General features: G+C 63.9%; 14 protein-coding genes. 1 reads left to right on the forward strand and 13 read right to left on the reverse strand.

Features of this window, described 5'->3' with window-relative positions; all coding sequences use genetic code 11:
- Positions 1-11: 11 nt before the first annotated feature.
- The 13 genes from CUJ90_RS28260 to CUJ90_RS28325 form a co-directional block, all read right to left on the reverse strand.
- A complete protein-coding gene (locus CUJ90_RS28260; RefSeq protein WP_152035386.1) occupies positions 12-659 on the reverse strand; it encodes a hypothetical protein in 648 nt (215 codons plus the stop codon).
- A 36-nt stretch (positions 660-695) separates the two neighbouring features.
- Positions 696-2,084 (reverse strand): replicative DNA helicase, encoded by a 1,389-nt coding sequence (gene dnaB, locus CUJ90_RS28265; RefSeq protein ID WP_114164336.1) that lies wholly within the window; start codon positions 2,082-2,084, stop codon positions 696-698.
- On the reverse strand, positions 2,081-2,917 hold the full coding sequence (locus tag CUJ90_RS33445) for a hypothetical protein (RefSeq protein WP_244220052.1): 837 nt from the start codon (positions 2,915-2,917) through the stop codon (positions 2,081-2,083). The genes dnaB and CUJ90_RS33445 overlap by 4 nt, the downstream gene beginning before the upstream one ends.
- Complete coding sequence (locus tag CUJ90_RS28275) at positions 2,907-3,251, reverse strand: helix-turn-helix domain-containing protein (protein ID WP_114164337.1); 345 nt, start codon at positions 3,249-3,251, stop codon at positions 2,907-2,909. The genes CUJ90_RS33445 and CUJ90_RS28275 overlap by 11 nt, the downstream gene beginning before the upstream one ends.
- Positions 3,251-4,597: a hypothetical protein gene (locus CUJ90_RS28280; RefSeq protein ID WP_152035387.1), complete on the reverse strand. Its 1,347-nt coding sequence runs from the start codon at positions 4,595-4,597 to the stop codon at positions 3,251-3,253. Before CUJ90_RS28280 ends, CUJ90_RS28275 begins: the two co-directional genes overlap by 1 nt.
- Positions 4,587-4,850, reverse strand: coding sequence for a hypothetical protein (locus tag CUJ90_RS28285; RefSeq protein ID WP_114164339.1), 264 nt, complete (start codon positions 4,848-4,850; stop codon positions 4,587-4,589). Before CUJ90_RS28285 ends, CUJ90_RS28280 begins: the two co-directional genes overlap by 11 nt.
- Positions 4,851-4,855: 5 nt before the next feature.
- Positions 4,856-5,278, reverse strand: a complete 423-nt coding sequence (locus CUJ90_RS28290) for a hypothetical protein (protein ID WP_114164340.1) — start codon at positions 5,276-5,278, stop codon at positions 4,856-4,858.
- 272 nt (positions 5,279-5,550) lie between these two features.
- Entirely contained in the window at positions 5,551-6,237 is a 687-nt protein-coding gene (locus CUJ90_RS28295; RefSeq protein WP_114164341.1) for a hypothetical protein, read from the reverse strand.
- Between the two features lie 64 nt (positions 6,238-6,301).
- Positions 6,302-7,675 carry a tyrosine-type recombinase/integrase gene (locus tag CUJ90_RS28300; RefSeq protein ID WP_114164342.1) on the reverse strand — a complete coding sequence of 458 codons (1,374 nt, stop codon included), beginning with the start codon at positions 7,673-7,675 and terminating at the stop codon, positions 6,302-6,304.
- 692 nt (positions 7,676-8,367) lie between these two features.
- Complete coding sequence (locus CUJ90_RS28305) at positions 8,368-9,669, reverse strand: NCS2 family permease (protein ID WP_073429279.1); 1,302 nt, start codon at positions 9,667-9,669, stop codon at positions 8,368-8,370.
- A 554-nt stretch (positions 9,670-10,223) separates the two neighbouring features.
- On the reverse strand, positions 10,224-10,994 hold the full coding sequence (locus CUJ90_RS28315; RefSeq protein ID WP_073429277.1) for a slipin family protein: 771 nt from the start codon (positions 10,992-10,994) through the stop codon (positions 10,224-10,226).
- Positions 10,991-12,577 carry an NfeD family protein gene (locus tag CUJ90_RS28320; RefSeq protein WP_073429276.1) on the reverse strand — a complete coding sequence of 529 codons (1,587 nt, stop codon included), beginning with the start codon at positions 12,575-12,577 and terminating at the stop codon, positions 10,991-10,993. The genes CUJ90_RS28315 and CUJ90_RS28320 overlap by 4 nt, the downstream gene beginning before the upstream one ends.
- Before the next feature lie 109 nt (positions 12,578-12,686).
- Positions 12,687-13,862 carry an AraC family transcriptional regulator gene (locus CUJ90_RS28325; protein ID WP_422879712.1) on the reverse strand — a complete coding sequence of 392 codons (1,176 nt, stop codon included), beginning with the start codon at positions 13,860-13,862 and terminating at the stop codon, positions 12,687-12,689.
- An 85-nt stretch (positions 13,863-13,947) separates the two neighbouring features.
- On the opposite strand from CUJ90_RS28325, the gene CUJ90_RS28330 reads away from it, so the two are divergent.
- Complete coding sequence (locus tag CUJ90_RS28330) at positions 13,948-15,081, forward strand: acyl-CoA dehydrogenase family protein (protein WP_073429274.1); 1,134 nt, start codon at positions 13,948-13,950, stop codon at positions 15,079-15,081.
- The last annotated feature ends 188 nt before the right edge of the window (positions 15,082-15,269 follow it).

Raw genomic sequence — 15,269 nt, forward strand, 5'->3', positions numbered from 1 at the left:
CCTTCGTCGGATTACTCCGCGTCCGATGGGCGCGCCTCCCGCAGCGGCGGCGGGACGCGCGTCACGGTGCCGTCCGGGTTCTGCCTGTAGAACGGCAGCCACTCGAACATGCCGCCCGGTTCGAACAGACTGTTGCTCGCTGCCTGTCCCCCCGGTGTATCCAGAAAATCCATCATGACGCGGCGCAGGGCGTTGAACAGCGGCCCGTCGTTGAACTCGCAATGCCGGCGTTCTGCGGAATCTTCGAGCGCGTGCGCGAAGAGGATCGACACCACGCCATCAGCGTCAGATAACCAGGCGCGGTCCGCCACGTTCACGTTCAACAGATCGCAGCGCTCGGCCAGCGTGGTGATGGCGTCGATCTGCGGCGCGGCGTCCGCCAGCATGTAGCCGCACTCGCGTATGGACGCCGATAGCGCGGCGCGATGCGCGTCGAGTTTGTCGGCCCGCTCTTCCAGCTTAAGGATGCGCCCGGCATGGAACGGGTTACTACCTGTGTCCTTGAGCGTCTGCGCTTCGGCCCGGATGCGCCACGCTTCGTCGGCTCGCCTGTCGAGCGCGGCGAGGTTCCGCCGAAGGGTGCGGCGCATCAACGCGATGAAACTGCCGATCCCGCCGAAAGTCGGCGGCACACCGCTGGGCGTGCCGGTCGTGTGCAAGGGGACGACGGTGCTCGTGCTCATGAAATTCCTCCGCTATTCGTCGAAACCTCTTGAAGACTGCTGCGGCTTGTTGCGCGGCACCGGCAGGTAGCCGGGCGCGAGGTCCGCAAACATCGTGTGCGCGCCAATGTACGCAAGGCGCGTCATGCCGACTTCGCCGTTACGCTGTTTTGCGACGATGATTTCCGCCGTGCCGCGATCCGGCGAATCGGGGTAATACACTTCGTCGCGGTACAGCATCAGGATCAGGTCGGCGTCCTGTTCGATGTCGCCCGACTCGCGCAGGTCCGCCATGATCGGACGCTTGTCGGTCCGGTTTTCCACGCCACGGTTCAGTTGCGACAATGCGATGACGGGTACGTCGAGGCGCTTCGCCAGCCCCTTCAGCCCCCGCGAGAACGAGCCGACCTGCTGCGTGCGGTTTTCGCCGTCGCCGCCGGTCATCAAACCGATGTAGTCAACGATGACCAGACTCAGTCCGTGCTGGCGCTTCACGGCGCGGCTGCGGCTCGTAATCTCGGCCACCGAGAGTGCGGCGCTTTCATCGATCAGCATCGGCAGAGCCGCCAGACCTTCGGTGGCCTTCGTCAGATTTTCAAAGTCCGTCTTCGTCATCAGCGCGCCGTTCTTGATGTGCGGCATGGCGATGCGGCCTTCACGCGCAAGGCTGCGCTGGGTCAGTTGTCTGCCCGGCATTTCCAGCGAGAATACCAGCACCGTGCCGACCTTACGCGCCACGTTAGCGCCAATGCCGATGGCGAGTGCGGTCTTGCCCATCGATGGGCGCTTGGCCATGACGATCAGTTCGCCCGCGTTCATGCCGCCGTCGAGCTTCCGGTCCAGATCGCGAACGCCGGTAGCAATCACGTTCGGCAGCACGCCGCGCGACTGCTCATCGATTTCTTCGACGACCGGCGGCAGGTGCTCGCCAATAAATTTCGGGCCGCCAGCGCGCGATTCGGCGAGCGGTTCGAACTTCGCCTGCGCCTCGCTCACAATTTCCGAAACGTCGCGGCCCCTGCGCTCGAACACGAGCGCGCGCACCTCGTCGGCAGCCGCGAGAAGGCCGCGCAGCGTCCAGCGGTCGATCACGATCCCGGCATAGCGCGTGATGTTCGCGCTGCCCGGCGTGTTCTGCGCGAGCGCATTGAGATAGGCAAGACCGCCAACCTGCCCGGCCTTCCCGCTGGCTTGCAGGCGTTCGAACACGGTCAGCATATCCGCCGTGCGGTTCCCCGCGATCAGCTTCAAGATGGTTTCGAAGAGGGTGCGGTGTTCGGCGCGATAGAAGTGCCCGGCGTGCAGATCGCCGACCCGGTCGATGGCAGCGTTGTCGAGCAGCAGCGCGCCCAGCACCGACTGTTCCATCTCGATGCTGTGCGGAACCTCGCGCGTCCGGTCGTCATGATCGGGGGCGTTCATGCCGACTCCTTCATGTGCGCGCGCTTCGCCTGCTCACCCACGGTCGTGAGCGTACAGGCACCGTTCCCGTCCATCCGCCAGAGCTTGTACCAGTTGCCGCGCACCGAGTTCCGGTACACGGCGCGCCAGTCCTTCTGGTGCTTCGCGCCTTCTTCGCAGTAGCGTGCCTTGAACTCCTGCCAGTGCATCAGCAGGATGTCGTTCGGGATGCCTGCCTTCGCGGCGTAGTCGAAAATCGAGTCGCCTTCAGGGATCGGCTTCTCACCGCTTGAGCGGCAGTTTTCCAGAAACGTCGTCAGTGCGATGGCGGTCTTCGCGCGGCGCGAGTTGTTGGTTTTGGTTGCTGCGATAGCAGCATCAGCACAGGAGGCGATCCCCCCAACGGGGGGTATAGGGGGTTTACTTCTTCTCTTCTCTTCTCTGGACCGCTTTTTGTCCGCATCGGGTGCGGACAGATTGCGGACATCGCTGCGGGCATCCTGTTTCCGTCTGGTTTCCTGCGCCCGGCGTTTCGCGGACTGCCCGTTGTGCTCGGAAAACCCAGGCATGACAAGGGTTTCGCCGTCCACGGCTGCCCATCCGACATCGATCATGGCTTGCGTAAAACCGGGCCAGCCGATAACCGCGTCCATCGTTTCAGGCATGTATCCGTGCAAATATCCGTCGTCTGAGTGCGTATCGAACACGCACCAGACTGCGTGCAATGCGCCGACTACGCGCAACGCGTCGGACACAGTGTGCGCATGTTTGACCGCATTCAATGCGGACAAAATGCGGACAACCTTTGGATGCGTATGAAGGTCGGCGCGCATCTTGATCCAGTCACCGGCCATGGGTCCTCCTGATCGATTGTGGTGGCGTCGATGGAGGGCTGGCAGGGGCGTCGCGTTTCAACCGTTCAAGGCGCAAGTGATATTGGCGCGTGGTGCCCGGCGCGCCACCGGCTTCGTTGCCGACTACCCCAAGGTAGCCGTCACGAATCAGTGAATGGACGTGACGGCGCACCTGCTTTTCCGACATGCAACAGTCATGCGCAAGGGTGCGCATCGACGGAAAGAGATGGCCGCCAGAGTCGTCGCAGTGATCGGCCATCCACAACAGCACGATCAATGCGCTATCGGCGGGTTCGTAGTGCTCCCACACGAGTTTGCTAACCTTGATCGCCATCAGCGGTCTCCAGAAAATGACAGGTGGGCCGTTGCGGGGACCGGGGCAGCGCGGTCGCGCTCATCACGAGTGCGGGGCGGGAAGGGAATGATCGTTGCGGGAAACATCGAATTACTCTCCGCATCTGTGTGCAGGGCGATTCGACGTGTAGAATTCGAATTGCCCCACCCGTGTGTTTTGCTTAGCCAGCTAACGTCTCGGTCCTCGGTCCTCGGTGCAAAGGCCGTAATGCCTCCTGCGGCCTTTTCTTTTGTCTCTGCCGCCAGCGACAGCAGCATTCGGCGAACGCGCCCGTGAAGCGCGACTCCCTGTTCATCCAGCCGCATCTGACCGCGCCGTTCGAGTGCATCGCGTATCGACTGGTCATCGGCGGACGCTGCCGACCTGTTCACGAGCGGGAGCCGGTTGAGCAGAGTACGGAGCCTGTCGCGCATTGATTTAAGCGTGCGGGCATCCGCAACGACATGCCCGACCTCGTCGCGAAATTCTTTGAGGGTGAGTAACTCGGCCTTGAGTTGGGCGATTTCGCGCTTCTGCCTTGTCAACTCGTCACGTAACGCACTCTTGTCGCTCGGTTCGATAACCGCATCGAAGCCGTTCTCTGCGGCAGCAACTTCCTGATCGACAGCCGGTGCGGCAACTTCCGGTTCAGCGGGCGCGTGCACTTCTGGCGCGTCGGCCTGCTCGTCGCCTTCCGGGTTCACGTCCGTCGAAACAGGCGCGTCCGGATTTGCAGCCGGATCAACCGGCACAATTGGAAACGGCCACACCGAAGCTGCCACTACCGGGGCAGCAGGTTGCTTGATCGCAGCGACGCGGGTGGTCTGCGCTTTGCCGATCTTCGTGGTGTCCTGCTGGTAAATCGTGCCGTTGCGCTCGACGGTGCGGGTCGCCGGTATCTCTGCAAATGCAGAGATAGAGTGCCGGACCTCGGCGACCGTATGCGCCGAGACCACGCAGGCCTTCGCGATCGCCTCGTTGCTCCACTGCGCCCACTCCGGGTCGTCCAGTAGCCTCTGGACAGCCAGCCGCTTGTCGGCATTGCTGCGGCGCGCGCCGTTCCTGCTGTTCGCGGCAAACGATGCCAGTTGCGCATCGCGGTATGTGCCACTGACAACATCAGCTTCGACCTCGCACTTGCCCGCCGCTTCGAGCGCAAGGCAGCGATGCCAGCCATCGGTCAAGAAGAAGTACACCCCGTCAAAAACGACCGAAACATGCGGCATCCGGTCGCCGCGCAGGATCGCGTCCCGGTAGTCCGCGATCAGTTCCGGGTCCATCGCGACGCGCGATTGCAGCAGAGGATCGCGCCGCAACTCGGAGAATTTCAGGAATTTACGACTCATCACACACCGCCCACGTTTGAAGTCTCTGACGCGCGACTGCCGCTCGATGATCGTCAGGCCATTGCCGCACGATGCGCTGCTCGAATGCCTTGATGAACGCCTGGCGGGCGATGCGCACGTCTTCGGAAGAAAGGCCCCGCGAAGCGATTTCGAACTGGCTGTCGCCATACTGCGTCGCGCCGATCAATCCTTCGCGACGCATCTCGATCGAATCGGCCAATGCCGCGAATCTCGCGGCGAGATCGATTGACATGGCGGTTACGCCGGTTCGGTAACGGTCTTGGTCTGCTTCTTTTCAGGGTGGCGCGCCTTGTTGCCGGGGCGCAGATTTTCAGGACCGCGCGGCGTAGCCGTTTGTGTGGAGGCGACGCTGGCGGCCTGCGCGGCGGCGGCCTTTTTGAGCAGGAACGCCTCGATGTCACTAATCAGATAGTTGCAGGCGTGGCCGCAGCCAAGGGCGAAAGGTTTCGGCCAGTCCGGGTCGTTTTGCTCCAGCCGCTTGATGGTCGAATGGGATTTGCCAACCATGCGCGAAACGCCGAAACGGTCGGTGACGCGCGGACCGGTATCGGCAGGCGTGGATTCCGGTGATGCAGGGCGCTGTTTGCGCGGGCGTCCGGGGCCGCGCTTGACCGGCTGATCCTGACCAGCGTCTTCGGGGGAAGTGGTGTGTAGCGGCATGACGGTATCGCTCCATACTGCTGGCGCGATACGAGCGGCATTGCCCTGATATCGCGCCGATGTTTGTCGAAAAACACAGGGGCGATACGGATTTAATACGCGAAGAACGCGCCCGAATAGATGGGTAGGTTCAGAAAACCCACTCCGAAAAAACCAAGGGGGGTGGGTAGGTTTTCGCGCGGGGCGGGTCAGGTTGGTGTACGCACCAGCACAGAAGCCAGTGCCGGTGCGGGTTTTAGTGGGTGGGTAGGTTCGGTCCGGGGGTGGGTGGGTTACGGTCCGGGTGCCTTCGGCACGCCGCCTCCCGGACTCCAGTTGACGACCTTGCTGATATCTTCAATCGTCTGTTTGACAGGATTGCCGCCCCCGTCTGCCAGCCCGAACTTTGCCGCGTGCTCACGCAGCCACTTGTCCAGTGCCTGTTTCGGGCTTAATGGGCCGGGGTCTGTTACGGCTTCCCACGCGTATATCCCGGCGGCCAGCTTGTAGGAATGGCGCGGATGGTTCGGGTCGAGATAGCCGGGCATGTCGGGTGTCCCGGTCGCGACCGGAAAGAAGAAGCCCGACGTAATCCCCCGGCTGGTCAGCCATGTCTTCAGATCATCGACATCCACGGTGGTTGCTCCCGGATCGATAGTGCCGACCGGTTCCCAGTGTTCCACAGACTCGGTTCCGTCGTAGCGAACATGGATGCATTTCCCGAAGTACAGCTTTTCCGCCTTCAGCGTTCCTCGCTCGGCGGCAAGCGTGAGCGCTTCCAGCCTCGCCTCGAATTTTTCTGGGCCATCATCCCGGCGTTCCGCATCCGGTGCCTCGCTGCGCCGCAAATGATAGCGGTCGATGCCTGATTCTCCGGGTGGGGCTATCCGGGCTGGTGATTCGCCGCACATGAGTGCTGCGGCTGACGCCAGCGACAGCGTATCCGCAATTCTCCACACTTCCAGTCCAGGTTCATCCATTTTCGGGGCCTCGTTGATTGCCCGCACGATGCGGGCCGATTCGGATGCAGGGTGGCGCGGCGAACTACGCGGCCCTGATCGGCAGCACGGTCGCATCCTGTACGAACGGCGAGTCGATGAAGTCGGCCCACAACGTCATCAGCGGCACACGCTGCTCGAAAAACCGCGTGCGCTCGTAAGCCTGCTGCACCTTGTCGCGCTTGTCGTGTGCAATACAGGCTTCGGCGACGGCAGACGGCGCGGGCGTGCGCTCACTCAACCACGTGCGCAGCGTGCTTCTGAAGCCGTGCGTCGTGACTGCACCGAGCGGGTAGCCGAGTTTGCGCAAGAGCCCGCTCAAAAGCGGATCGCAAATCTGCCCGCCCCTGACCGATGGGAACAGCCGGTCATCAGGCCGGTGTTCGCCCGGTAGCGCTTCGAGTAGCGCCAGCGCCTGATCGCTCAGCGGCACGTCGTGCGCGATGCGCTTTTTCATCCGCTCAGCAGGGACGTGCCACACACGGCCATCCAGATCGATCTCGCGCCACGTCGCGCCGGTTGCCTCCGACGAGCGCGCGCCGGTCAGGACGACGTACTCCATCGCCCGTGCAACATTGCCCGCTTCAGCGCGCAGCGCCTTCATGAAGCCATGAATCTCGCGGTAGTCGAGCGCCGGACGGTTTTGGGTTTTCTCCTGCACTTTCGGCAGCAGGTTTTCGAGATGCCCGGTGAAGCGCGCCGGATTCTCGCCGCTGCGGCTTCCTTTCGAGGTCGCCCAGTCGAGAATGTTTTCGATGCGCGCGCGTAACTGCACGGCGGTGGCGTTGTGCTTCGTCCAGACCGGCTCGATGACCTTCAGGAGATGGCCGGTGTCGATCTCGGATACGTCGAGCCTGCCGATAATGGGTGTGGCGTATCGCGTGAGCGTCGAGCGCCACGCTTCGGCGTTCGATGCGCTCCAGGCTGGCTCACGCAGTTTGATGAACTGCTCGGCTGCCTCGGCGAACGCGAGCCGCTTTGCGGCTTCGAGCGCGGCGGTCCTGCGGGCGTGCCGCTTCTGTCCGAGCGGATCGATACCGGCAGCCTTGAGGCGGGCGGCTTCGGCAGCCTTCGCGCGGGCGTCGGCCAGCGACACGTCAGGGAAACGGCCCAGACCCATCGAGTGGCTGCGGTTGTGCAACTGGTAGCAGTAGACCCATGAGGTCGTGCCTGCCGGCGTGATCTGGAGTTGCAGACCGCCGCCGTCCGGGACATATTTTGTCCGCTCAGGCGGGCTGCTGATAAGCTTTCTGACGGTGGCTACCGTCAGGCGGTGGATGGCGCGCATGCAGTATTCTCCGGTCCAGTGCTCTACCCCCGGTTCTACCCCCAGTTGATACTGCACTGGCCTGAACCGGATTGAACTGAATTGAATCGGATAAATTATAGCAAACCTTTGTAAATAAAGGATTTTTTGCATTCAAACCGGATCAATCCGACTCAGAGAGTAGTATGTTTTCCTTTGCCGCCGCAAAGAAAGTAGGCAAAGAAAGCGGCTCACACCGCTAATTCTTAAGCGGGTCTCCTGGCTTGGAGGGCGTAGTGGTGCATCTGGAATCCGTGTTCTCGCACACTCCGCGCGCGTGACAAGGCAGTCATGCTTCCCGCCTCGCACTGCGTGCTCGCCGGAACGGTCTGCTTAAAACCCAGGGCTTCGCTTTGTGACGCGGGTTTTCCGCTTCGGCGCGGCGCTGGAATCGGTGCTCTCGCACACTCCGCGCTTCTGACAAGGCAGTCGTGCTTCCCGTCTCGCACTGCGTGCTTGCCGGAACGGTCTGCTTAAAACCCAGGGCTTCGCTTTGTGACGCGGGTTCTCCGCTTCGCCTCGGCGCGGCGCTGGAATCGGTGCTCTCGCACACTCCACGCTCGTGACAAGGCAGTCGTGCTTCCCGTCTCGCACTGCGTGCTTGCCGGAACGGTCTGCTTAAAACCCAGGGCTTCGCTTTGTGACGCGGGTTCTCCGCTTCGCCTCGGCGCTGGAGCTTGGCGCGTCGTTGCGTTCGCCGTTGGTTCGGCGAGGCGCCAGTGATTTGATGGCATGGCGAGGCGCGCGGCACGTCATCAGCTTTCGTGATGTGGCGTTGGCGCGTGCGGCGCTCGCCGACCGCGCGCTTATTCGCTGCCGAGATAAAAATAGCGGAACAGAAAAATCGCCGCGATGATCCACACCACCAGCTTTACCTTGCGTGCCTGGCCCGTCAGCAGTTTCAGTCCGGCGTAGGAAATGAATCCGAACGCGACGCCGTTGGCGATCGAATAGGTGAACGGCATCAACAGCGCAGTCAGCGCGGCCGGCACGACTTCGGTGGCGTCGTCCCACGGCAGGTCGAGCATTTCCCGCAACATCAGGCACGACACGTACAGCAACGCCGGTGCGGTCGCGTAGCCGGGCACCACGCTCGCCAGCGGCGCGAAAAACAACGCCGCGAGAAACAGCACGGCGACGGTGATCGCGGTCACACCCGTGCGGCCGCCCGCTTGCACGCCCGACGCGCTTTCGATGTACGCCGTGGTCGAAGACGTGCCCAGCATCGAGCCAGCCAGAATCGCCGTGCTGTCCGCGAGCAGCGCGCGGTTCAGCCGGTGCATCTTGCCTTCCACGAGCAGCCCCGCGCGGTTGGCGACCCCCATCAGCGTGCCGGTCGCGTCGAACAGTTCGACAAGGAAGAACACCAGGATCACGTTCAGCACGCCGGTGGAGAGCGCGGCGCGTATGTCGAGCTGGAACAGCGTCGGCGAAATGGACGGCGGCGTGGAGACGATGCCGTGGAACGCGTTGCCGCCGAAGAAAAAACTCAGCACTGTCACGCCCACAATGCCGATCAGGATCGCGCCGCGCACCCGCAGATAGTCGAGCGCGACGATCGCGAAGAAGCCGACCGTCGCGAGAATCACGTGCGGGTTGTGCAGATCGCCGAGCGTGACGAGCGTGGCCGGGTTGCCCACCACGACGCCCGCCGTCTTCAGCGAAATGATCGCGAGGAACAGGCCGATGCCGCCGGTGATCGCTATGCGTATCGAATGCGGAATGCCGGTGACGATCGCTTCGCGCACGCGAAACAGCGTGACGACCAGAAACAGGCAGCCGGAAATGAACACCGCGCCGAGCGCGGCCTGCCACGTAAAGCCCATGCCCTTGACGACGGTGTACGCGAAGTACGCGTTCAGGCCCATGCCGGGCGCGAGCGCGATCGGGTAATTCGCGTAGAGACCCATGATCAGCGAGGCGAGCGCGGCCACGAGGCAGGTCGCGACGAACACCGAGTCTTTCGGCATGCCGGCGTCGCCGAGAATGGCCGGATTGACGAAGATGATGTAGGCCATCGTCAGGAAGGTGGTCACGCCGGCGAGCACTTCGGTGCGTAAGGCCGAGCCGGATTCCGTAATGCCAAAGTAACGGTCGATCTTGTTCATTGCTTGCATTCCCCCACGAGTCCCCAAAAGCTTAGTCGCAACGACGCCACCTGATGGGTCGAAATTAAATGACGGGCGAAAAAGAACACATGTTGGACATATTTGTCAACAAATCGCTTTTGCTCGGAATTCATCGAGCAGGTCGCTGCGAGGTCGTGCAGGAAGATGGGTTGGGGAATTTGTGCCTACGCCCTGAGCACTTTCAGGCGTTGGGTTCGCACCTGGCCGATGCGAATAGCGATTCAGTCATGCGAACGCAGCCCTCAAACCCGAAGGATGCAACTGCGGGCTGGGATATGAACTCGCCGGCATGGACGAGGGTGTGTCGGTCCTCATAGAGGCGGACGAGGGATGCGTGCCGGACATCTTTTCCGTTGACCGTCTCGACGGCGAACCTCTTGTCACCTACCCGGAAGCGGGCGACTCATCGATGATCGTGAACAGCAACAGACGCGTTGGCGGAGCAGACGTTCGCCATGTCCACGGCGGATTTGATTCGTAGCCTGTCGCTGTCATGGAGCCCGGCAACGCATACTCGAAGGCAAGCCGCGGCATCACGCCGGCGGCTTCCCAAACCGCTCCATCACCGCGCTCAACAAATCGATCGGCAGCGGAAACACAATGGTCGAATTCTTATCCGCGGCGATCGTCGTGAGCGTTTGCAGATAGCGCAACTGCATTGCCTGCGGTTGCCGCGACAGCGTCTGCGCCGCCTCCAGCAGATGCTGCGACGCCTGCAACTCGCCTTGCGCGTGAATCACCTTGGCGCGCCGCTCACGCTCGGCTTCCGCCTGGCGGGCAATTGCGCGGATCATCGTTTCGTTGATATCCACGTGCTTGATTTCGACGATCGACACCTTGATGCCCCACGCGTCGGTCTGGGCGTCGAGCACTTTCTGGATGTCGGTGTTCAGTTGCTCACGCTCCGCGAGCAGTTCGTCGAGTTCATGCTTGCCGAGCACCGCGCGCAGCGTGGTCTGCGACAACTGGCTGGTCGCCTCGAAGAAACGCGCCACCTGAATCACCGCTTTCTCGGGATCGACCACGCGGAAATACACCACCGCGTTGACCTTCACCGAGACGTTGTCGCGCGTGATGACGTCCTGCGGCGGCACGTCGAACACGACGGTGCGCAGATCGATGCGCACCACCTGCTGCACCACCGGAATGATCAGCACCAGCCCCGGCCCCTTGACCTTCCAGAAGCGCCCGAGCATGAACACGACGCCGCGTTCATACTCCCGAAAAATCCGTATCGACGAAGCAATCAGCGCGGCCGCCAGCAGAATCAGAATGCTGCTGAAGCCGAATGTGAAACCGATCATGAGCGTTCTCCTTGTTGTAGCGTTTCAACGGGCTCGACCGTCAGCGTCAGTCCGCGCCGCGCGGTGACGCGCACCATTTGCCCTGCCGCAAGCGGGGCCGTGCTGGACACCCGCCAGCGCTCGCCATGCACGCGCGCCCAACCGGCCGGCGTGCCGCCTGTCCCGGGCGTCGCGCCGGGCTCCGCCAGCAGACCCTCGTCGAGCACCACGCCGATATTGCCGATCAGCGCCTCCGAACCGCTCACCACGGGCCGCCGCCGCGCGTGCAACGCGAGCCGCGACACGCCCAGCACGAACAGCAGGCTGAACACGGCGACCGCCGCGATCATCGGCAGCGGGATGCCGTAGCCGGGCACGTCGGTGTCGATCAGCATCAGCGCGCCGATCACGAACGCGACGATGCCGCCGAAGCCGAGCGAGCCGAAGGTCGGCAGAAATGCCTCGCCGATCAGGAACGCGATGCCGAGAAAGATCAGGCCCAGGCCGACGTAGTTGACCGGCAGCATCTGCATCGCGAAGAGGCCGAGCAGCAGACTGATCGCGCCGACCACACCCGGCAGCACGAAGCCCGGATTGGCGAATTCGAAGAAGAGCCCGTACATGCCGAGCATCAGCAGCACCAGCGCGACGTTCGGATCGGTGATGACCGCGAGAAAGTGGCTGCGCCAGTCGGCTTCGAGCGTCGCGACGGCGGCGTTGGCGGTGCTGAGCGTGACGTTGCCGGCGCTCGTGACGAGCGTGCGGCCGTTCAGTTGGCGCAGCAGGTCCGGTACGTCGCGCGCGTTGAGATCGACCACGTGCTGCGCGAGCGCATCGGCGGCCGACAGGCTCACGGCTTCGCGCACCGCGCGCTCGGCCCAGTCGGCGTTGCGCCCGCGCATTTGCGCGAGACCGCGAATGTACGCGGCGGCGTCGTGGACCTGCTTGCGCAGTTCGGTGGACTGCGTGTCGAGCGGCAGTGCGGCGCTGGCCGCGCTGGCGGCGCTGGTGCCGCTGGCAGGGGCCGCCGCCGAGGGTTTCGACGCGCCGTCGCCGCCCCCGATGCCGGGCAGGCCCGGTGCGCCGCGGCCCCCCGGCGGCTCCGTGCCGCCGATGCCTACCTGGATCGGCGTCGCCGCGCCGAGATTGGTGCCCGGCGCCATCGCCGCGATGTGGCTGGCATAAACGATGTAGGTGCCGGCGCTCGCGGCGCGCGCGCCGCTCGGCGCGATGAAGGTGGCGACCGGCACCGGCGAGCCGAGAATCGCCTTGATGATCTGCCGCATCGACGTATCCAGGCCGCCGGGCGTATCGAGTTGCAGCACGGCGAGTTGCGCGTGCTCGTCGGCGGCGCGTTGCAGGCTGCGCACGATGAAGTCGGCGCTGGCCGGACCGATCGCGCCGCTCACCGGAATCACCACGACGCCATGAGGCGCGGCCGCGGCCCGCAGCGGCGGCGCGGCGCTTTCGAACGACGCGAAGCCAAAGGCCAAAAGCGCGGCTAGCGCGGTCATGCCGCGCATCAAGCGGCCCACGGCTCCGCCACGGATAAGCGAAGGACGCGGACCGGATTGCCGGAACGGGAGACGCGGATACGTGCTCATCGCTGACGGCTGCCGCGCCGGGTCTGTCGAGACTGATCGAGGATGTTCGAGGCCGATCGACCGGCGCGGGCCGATACCTCCAGAAGAAGGCTGGCCTGCTTTTAACAGCTTAGTCCGATTCCGCGCGCCGCGTGAGGTCCGCGCGCGCCAACCGGTAATCGGTCGGCCGCATGCCGGTCCATTTGCGAAACGCGCGATGGAACGCGCTCGGTTCCGCGAAACCCACCGCGGCGGCGATGTCGGCAATGGTGCGGTCGGTATCCTGCAACTCGCCGATTGCGATGTCGCGCCGCAAGTCGTCCTTGATCGATTGATACGTATAGCCTTCCTGCTTCAGACGCCGCCGCATGGTCGCCTCGGCGACGTGCAGGCGCGCGGCCATCTGGTCGGCGGCGGGCCAGCCGGCCATCGGCAGCGCGCGCAGCAGCTTGCGCACGCGCGCCGCGAGCGAGCCGGGATTGCGGTACTTGACGACAAAACTGCCGGGCGCGTCGCGCAGGAACGGTTTGACCGACTTGCCCGTCTGGATCACCGGCAGATCGAGAAACGCGGGCGAGAGGTCCACATACGACTCGCCTTGGCCGAACGTCATGTGATCGCAGAACATGAGCCGGTATTCGTGCGCGGCGGGCGGCTCGGCGCAGCGAAAGCGCGCCTCGATCAAGGGAATGCGCCGCCCGACCAGCCAGCACAGCAGGCCGTAGACGAGGATGAACCACGTTGCATAGGCGAACATGGTCGGCGGCTTCGTGCCTTCGCGCTCCGTGAAGCGCAGCCGCACCCGTTGGGCGTCCGTTTCGATCAGCACGCCGAGGTCGTCCAGCACCAGCCGCATGAAGCCGACCGCGCGCGCGAGCGCTTGCGCGCCGTTGCGGGCGGTCAGCGCGGTTTGCGTCATCGCGATGAAGCTGCCGCTTTTCATGCGATGTGAATCCTGGCCGAGGAATTCGTCGTCGAGCGCGCGCGCGATGCCGGCCCACAGCGCGCCGTATTGCGCCGACGATACGCGGCTTTTCGGCGATGCGAGCATCGGCGCCGCGATGCCGGCCGCTTCGGCGAGCGGCAGCGTATCCAGACCGCGTGCGCGCGCCAGTGCCAGGGTTTCCTCTACCAGGCTGACCGAAATCGTGCCTTTATCGTTTTTTGGGTGTTTCATGCGTATCTGGCAAATGCGCTCAACGTTTGGCTGGTGGCGATTCGAGAAGCCCTTGAAAGACGGCGCGAATCTTGGTGGCATCGTACCAGCATGGCAAATGCGCTCAGCCAGATTGAGCGGGCTGAGCATCGAACCCGCCTGTCGGCTTCCCTACACTGGCCCTGAGCCGACCGCACGCAACGCGATCGGCCGCACAGGACAGGACACGCGCCTCATGGACAGCTTCTACACCGACGAGCAACGGATGATCCGCGACGCCGCTCGCGACTTCGCGACCGAGCGCCTCGCGCCACACGCGGCGCAGTGGGACCGCGACGCGCGATTGCCCGCCGACGTCGTCACGCAGATGGGCGAACTCGGCTTTCTCGGCATGATCGTGCCGGCCGAGTGGGGCGGCTCGTACACCGACTACGTGGCTTATGCGCTCGCGCTCGAAGAGATCGCCGCCGGTTGCGCCGCCTGCGCGACGCTGATGAGCGTGCACAACTCGGTGGGCTGCGGGCCGATCCTCAACTTCGGCAGCGACGCGCAAAAAGACCGCTATCTGCAAGACCTCGCCACCGGCCGGTGCATCGGCGCGTTCTGCTTGACCGAGCCGCAAGCCGGGTCCGAGGCGAACAATCTGCGCACGCGCGCCGTGCTGCGGGACGGCAAATGGCTGCTCAACGGCAGCAAGCAGTTCGTGACCAACGGCGCGCGCGCGGACCTCGCGATCGTGTTCGCCGTCACCGATCCCGATCGCGGCAAACGCGGCCTGTCCGCCTTCATCGTGCCGACCGATACGCCGGGCTTCAACGTCGGCAAGCCGGAGCACAAGCTCGGCATTCGCGCTTCCGACACCTGTCCGATTTCCCTCGACGATTGCGCCGTGCCCGAAGCCAATCTGCTCGGCGAACCGGGCGAAGGCTTGCGCATCGCGCTATCGAATCTGGAGGGCGGGCGCATCGGCATCGCCGCGCAGGCGGTCGGCATCGCGCGGGCCGCGTTCGACGCCGCGCGCCGCTATGCGAGCGAGCGCGTGCAGTTCGGCAAGGCGCTGAAGGATCATCAGACCATCGCCAACATGCTCGCCGACATGGCCACGCGCCTGAACGCCGCGCGGCTGCTCGTGCATCACGCGGCGCGGCTGCGCTCGGCGGGCAAGCCGTGTTTGTCGGAGGCGTCGCAGGCCAAGCTGTTCGCGTCGGAACTGGCCGAGGAGGTCTGCTCGAACGCGATACAGATTCACGGCGGCTATGGCTATCTCGAGGACTACGCGGTGGAGCGCCACTACCGCGACGCCCGCATCACGCAGATTTACGAAGGGACCAGCGAAGTGCAGCGCATGGTGATCGCGCGGCATGTTTAGCGCGATCGTGGCGGAGTTTGAGAGCAGAATAGGCTGCGGATGGAGAGTGTGGGGCGAAGTAGAAGCGGACGCATACCGCGCCACCTAACGCCATATTCATGGGACCGGAGCGCGCTGCGTGGGACCGGAGTAAGTGCTGAAGCACTAACTCCGGATCGACATAAGCGCTGAAGCGCTAACTCCGATCG

The organism is Paraburkholderia terricola (assembly GCF_003330825.1).
In the GTDB taxonomy this organism is placed as follows: domain Bacteria; phylum Pseudomonadota; class Gammaproteobacteria; order Burkholderiales; family Burkholderiaceae; genus Paraburkholderia; species Paraburkholderia terricola.

What these genes read in the sequence shown, in the direction of transcription:
- dnaB (WP_114164336.1), bottom strand. Translation starts at nt 2,084, where the DNA reads ATGAACGCCCCCGATCATGACGACCGGACGCGCGAGGTTCCGCACAGC.
- CUJ90_RS33445 (WP_244220052.1), bottom strand. Translation starts at nt 2,917, where the DNA reads ATGGCCGGTGACTGGATCAAGATGCGCGCCGACCTTCATACGCATCCA.
- CUJ90_RS28275 (WP_114164337.1), bottom strand. Translation starts at nt 3,251, where the DNA reads ATGGCGATCAAGGTTAGCAAACTCGTGTGGGAGCACTACGAACCCGCC.
- CUJ90_RS28280 (WP_152035387.1), bottom strand. Translation starts at nt 4,597, where the DNA reads ATGAGTCGTAAATTCCTGAAATTCTCCGAGTTGCGGCGCGATCCTCTG.
- CUJ90_RS28285 (WP_114164339.1), bottom strand. Translation starts at nt 4,850, where the DNA reads ATGTCAATCGATCTCGCCGCGAGATTCGCGGCATTGGCCGATTCGATC.
- CUJ90_RS28290 (WP_114164340.1), bottom strand. Translation starts at nt 5,278, where the DNA reads ATGCCGCTACACACCACTTCCCCCGAAGACGCTGGTCAGGATCAGCCG.
- CUJ90_RS28295 (WP_114164341.1), bottom strand. Translation starts at nt 6,237, where the DNA reads ATGGATGAACCTGGACTGGAAGTGTGGAGAATTGCGGATACGCTGTCG.
- CUJ90_RS28300 (WP_114164342.1), bottom strand. Translation starts at nt 7,675, where the DNA reads ATGCAAAAAATCCTTTATTTACAAAGGTTTGCTATAATTTATCCGATT.
- CUJ90_RS28305 (WP_073429279.1), bottom strand. Translation starts at nt 9,669, where the DNA reads ATGAACAAGATCGACCGTTACTTTGGCATTACGGAATCCGGCTCGGCC.
- CUJ90_RS28315 (WP_073429277.1), bottom strand. Translation starts at nt 10,994, where the DNA reads ATGATCGGTTTCACATTCGGCTTCAGCAGCATTCTGATTCTGCTGGCG.
- CUJ90_RS28320 (WP_073429276.1), bottom strand. Translation starts at nt 12,577, where the DNA reads ATGAGCACGTATCCGCGTCTCCCGTTCCGGCAATCCGGTCCGCGTCCT.
- CUJ90_RS28325 (WP_422879712.1), bottom strand. Translation starts at nt 13,862, where the DNA reads ATGCTCAGCCCGCTCAATCTGGCTGAGCGCATTTGCCATGCTGGTACG.
- CUJ90_RS28330 (WP_073429274.1), top strand. Translation starts at nt 13,948, where the DNA reads ATGGACAGCTTCTACACCGACGAGCAACGGATGATCCGCGACGCCGCT.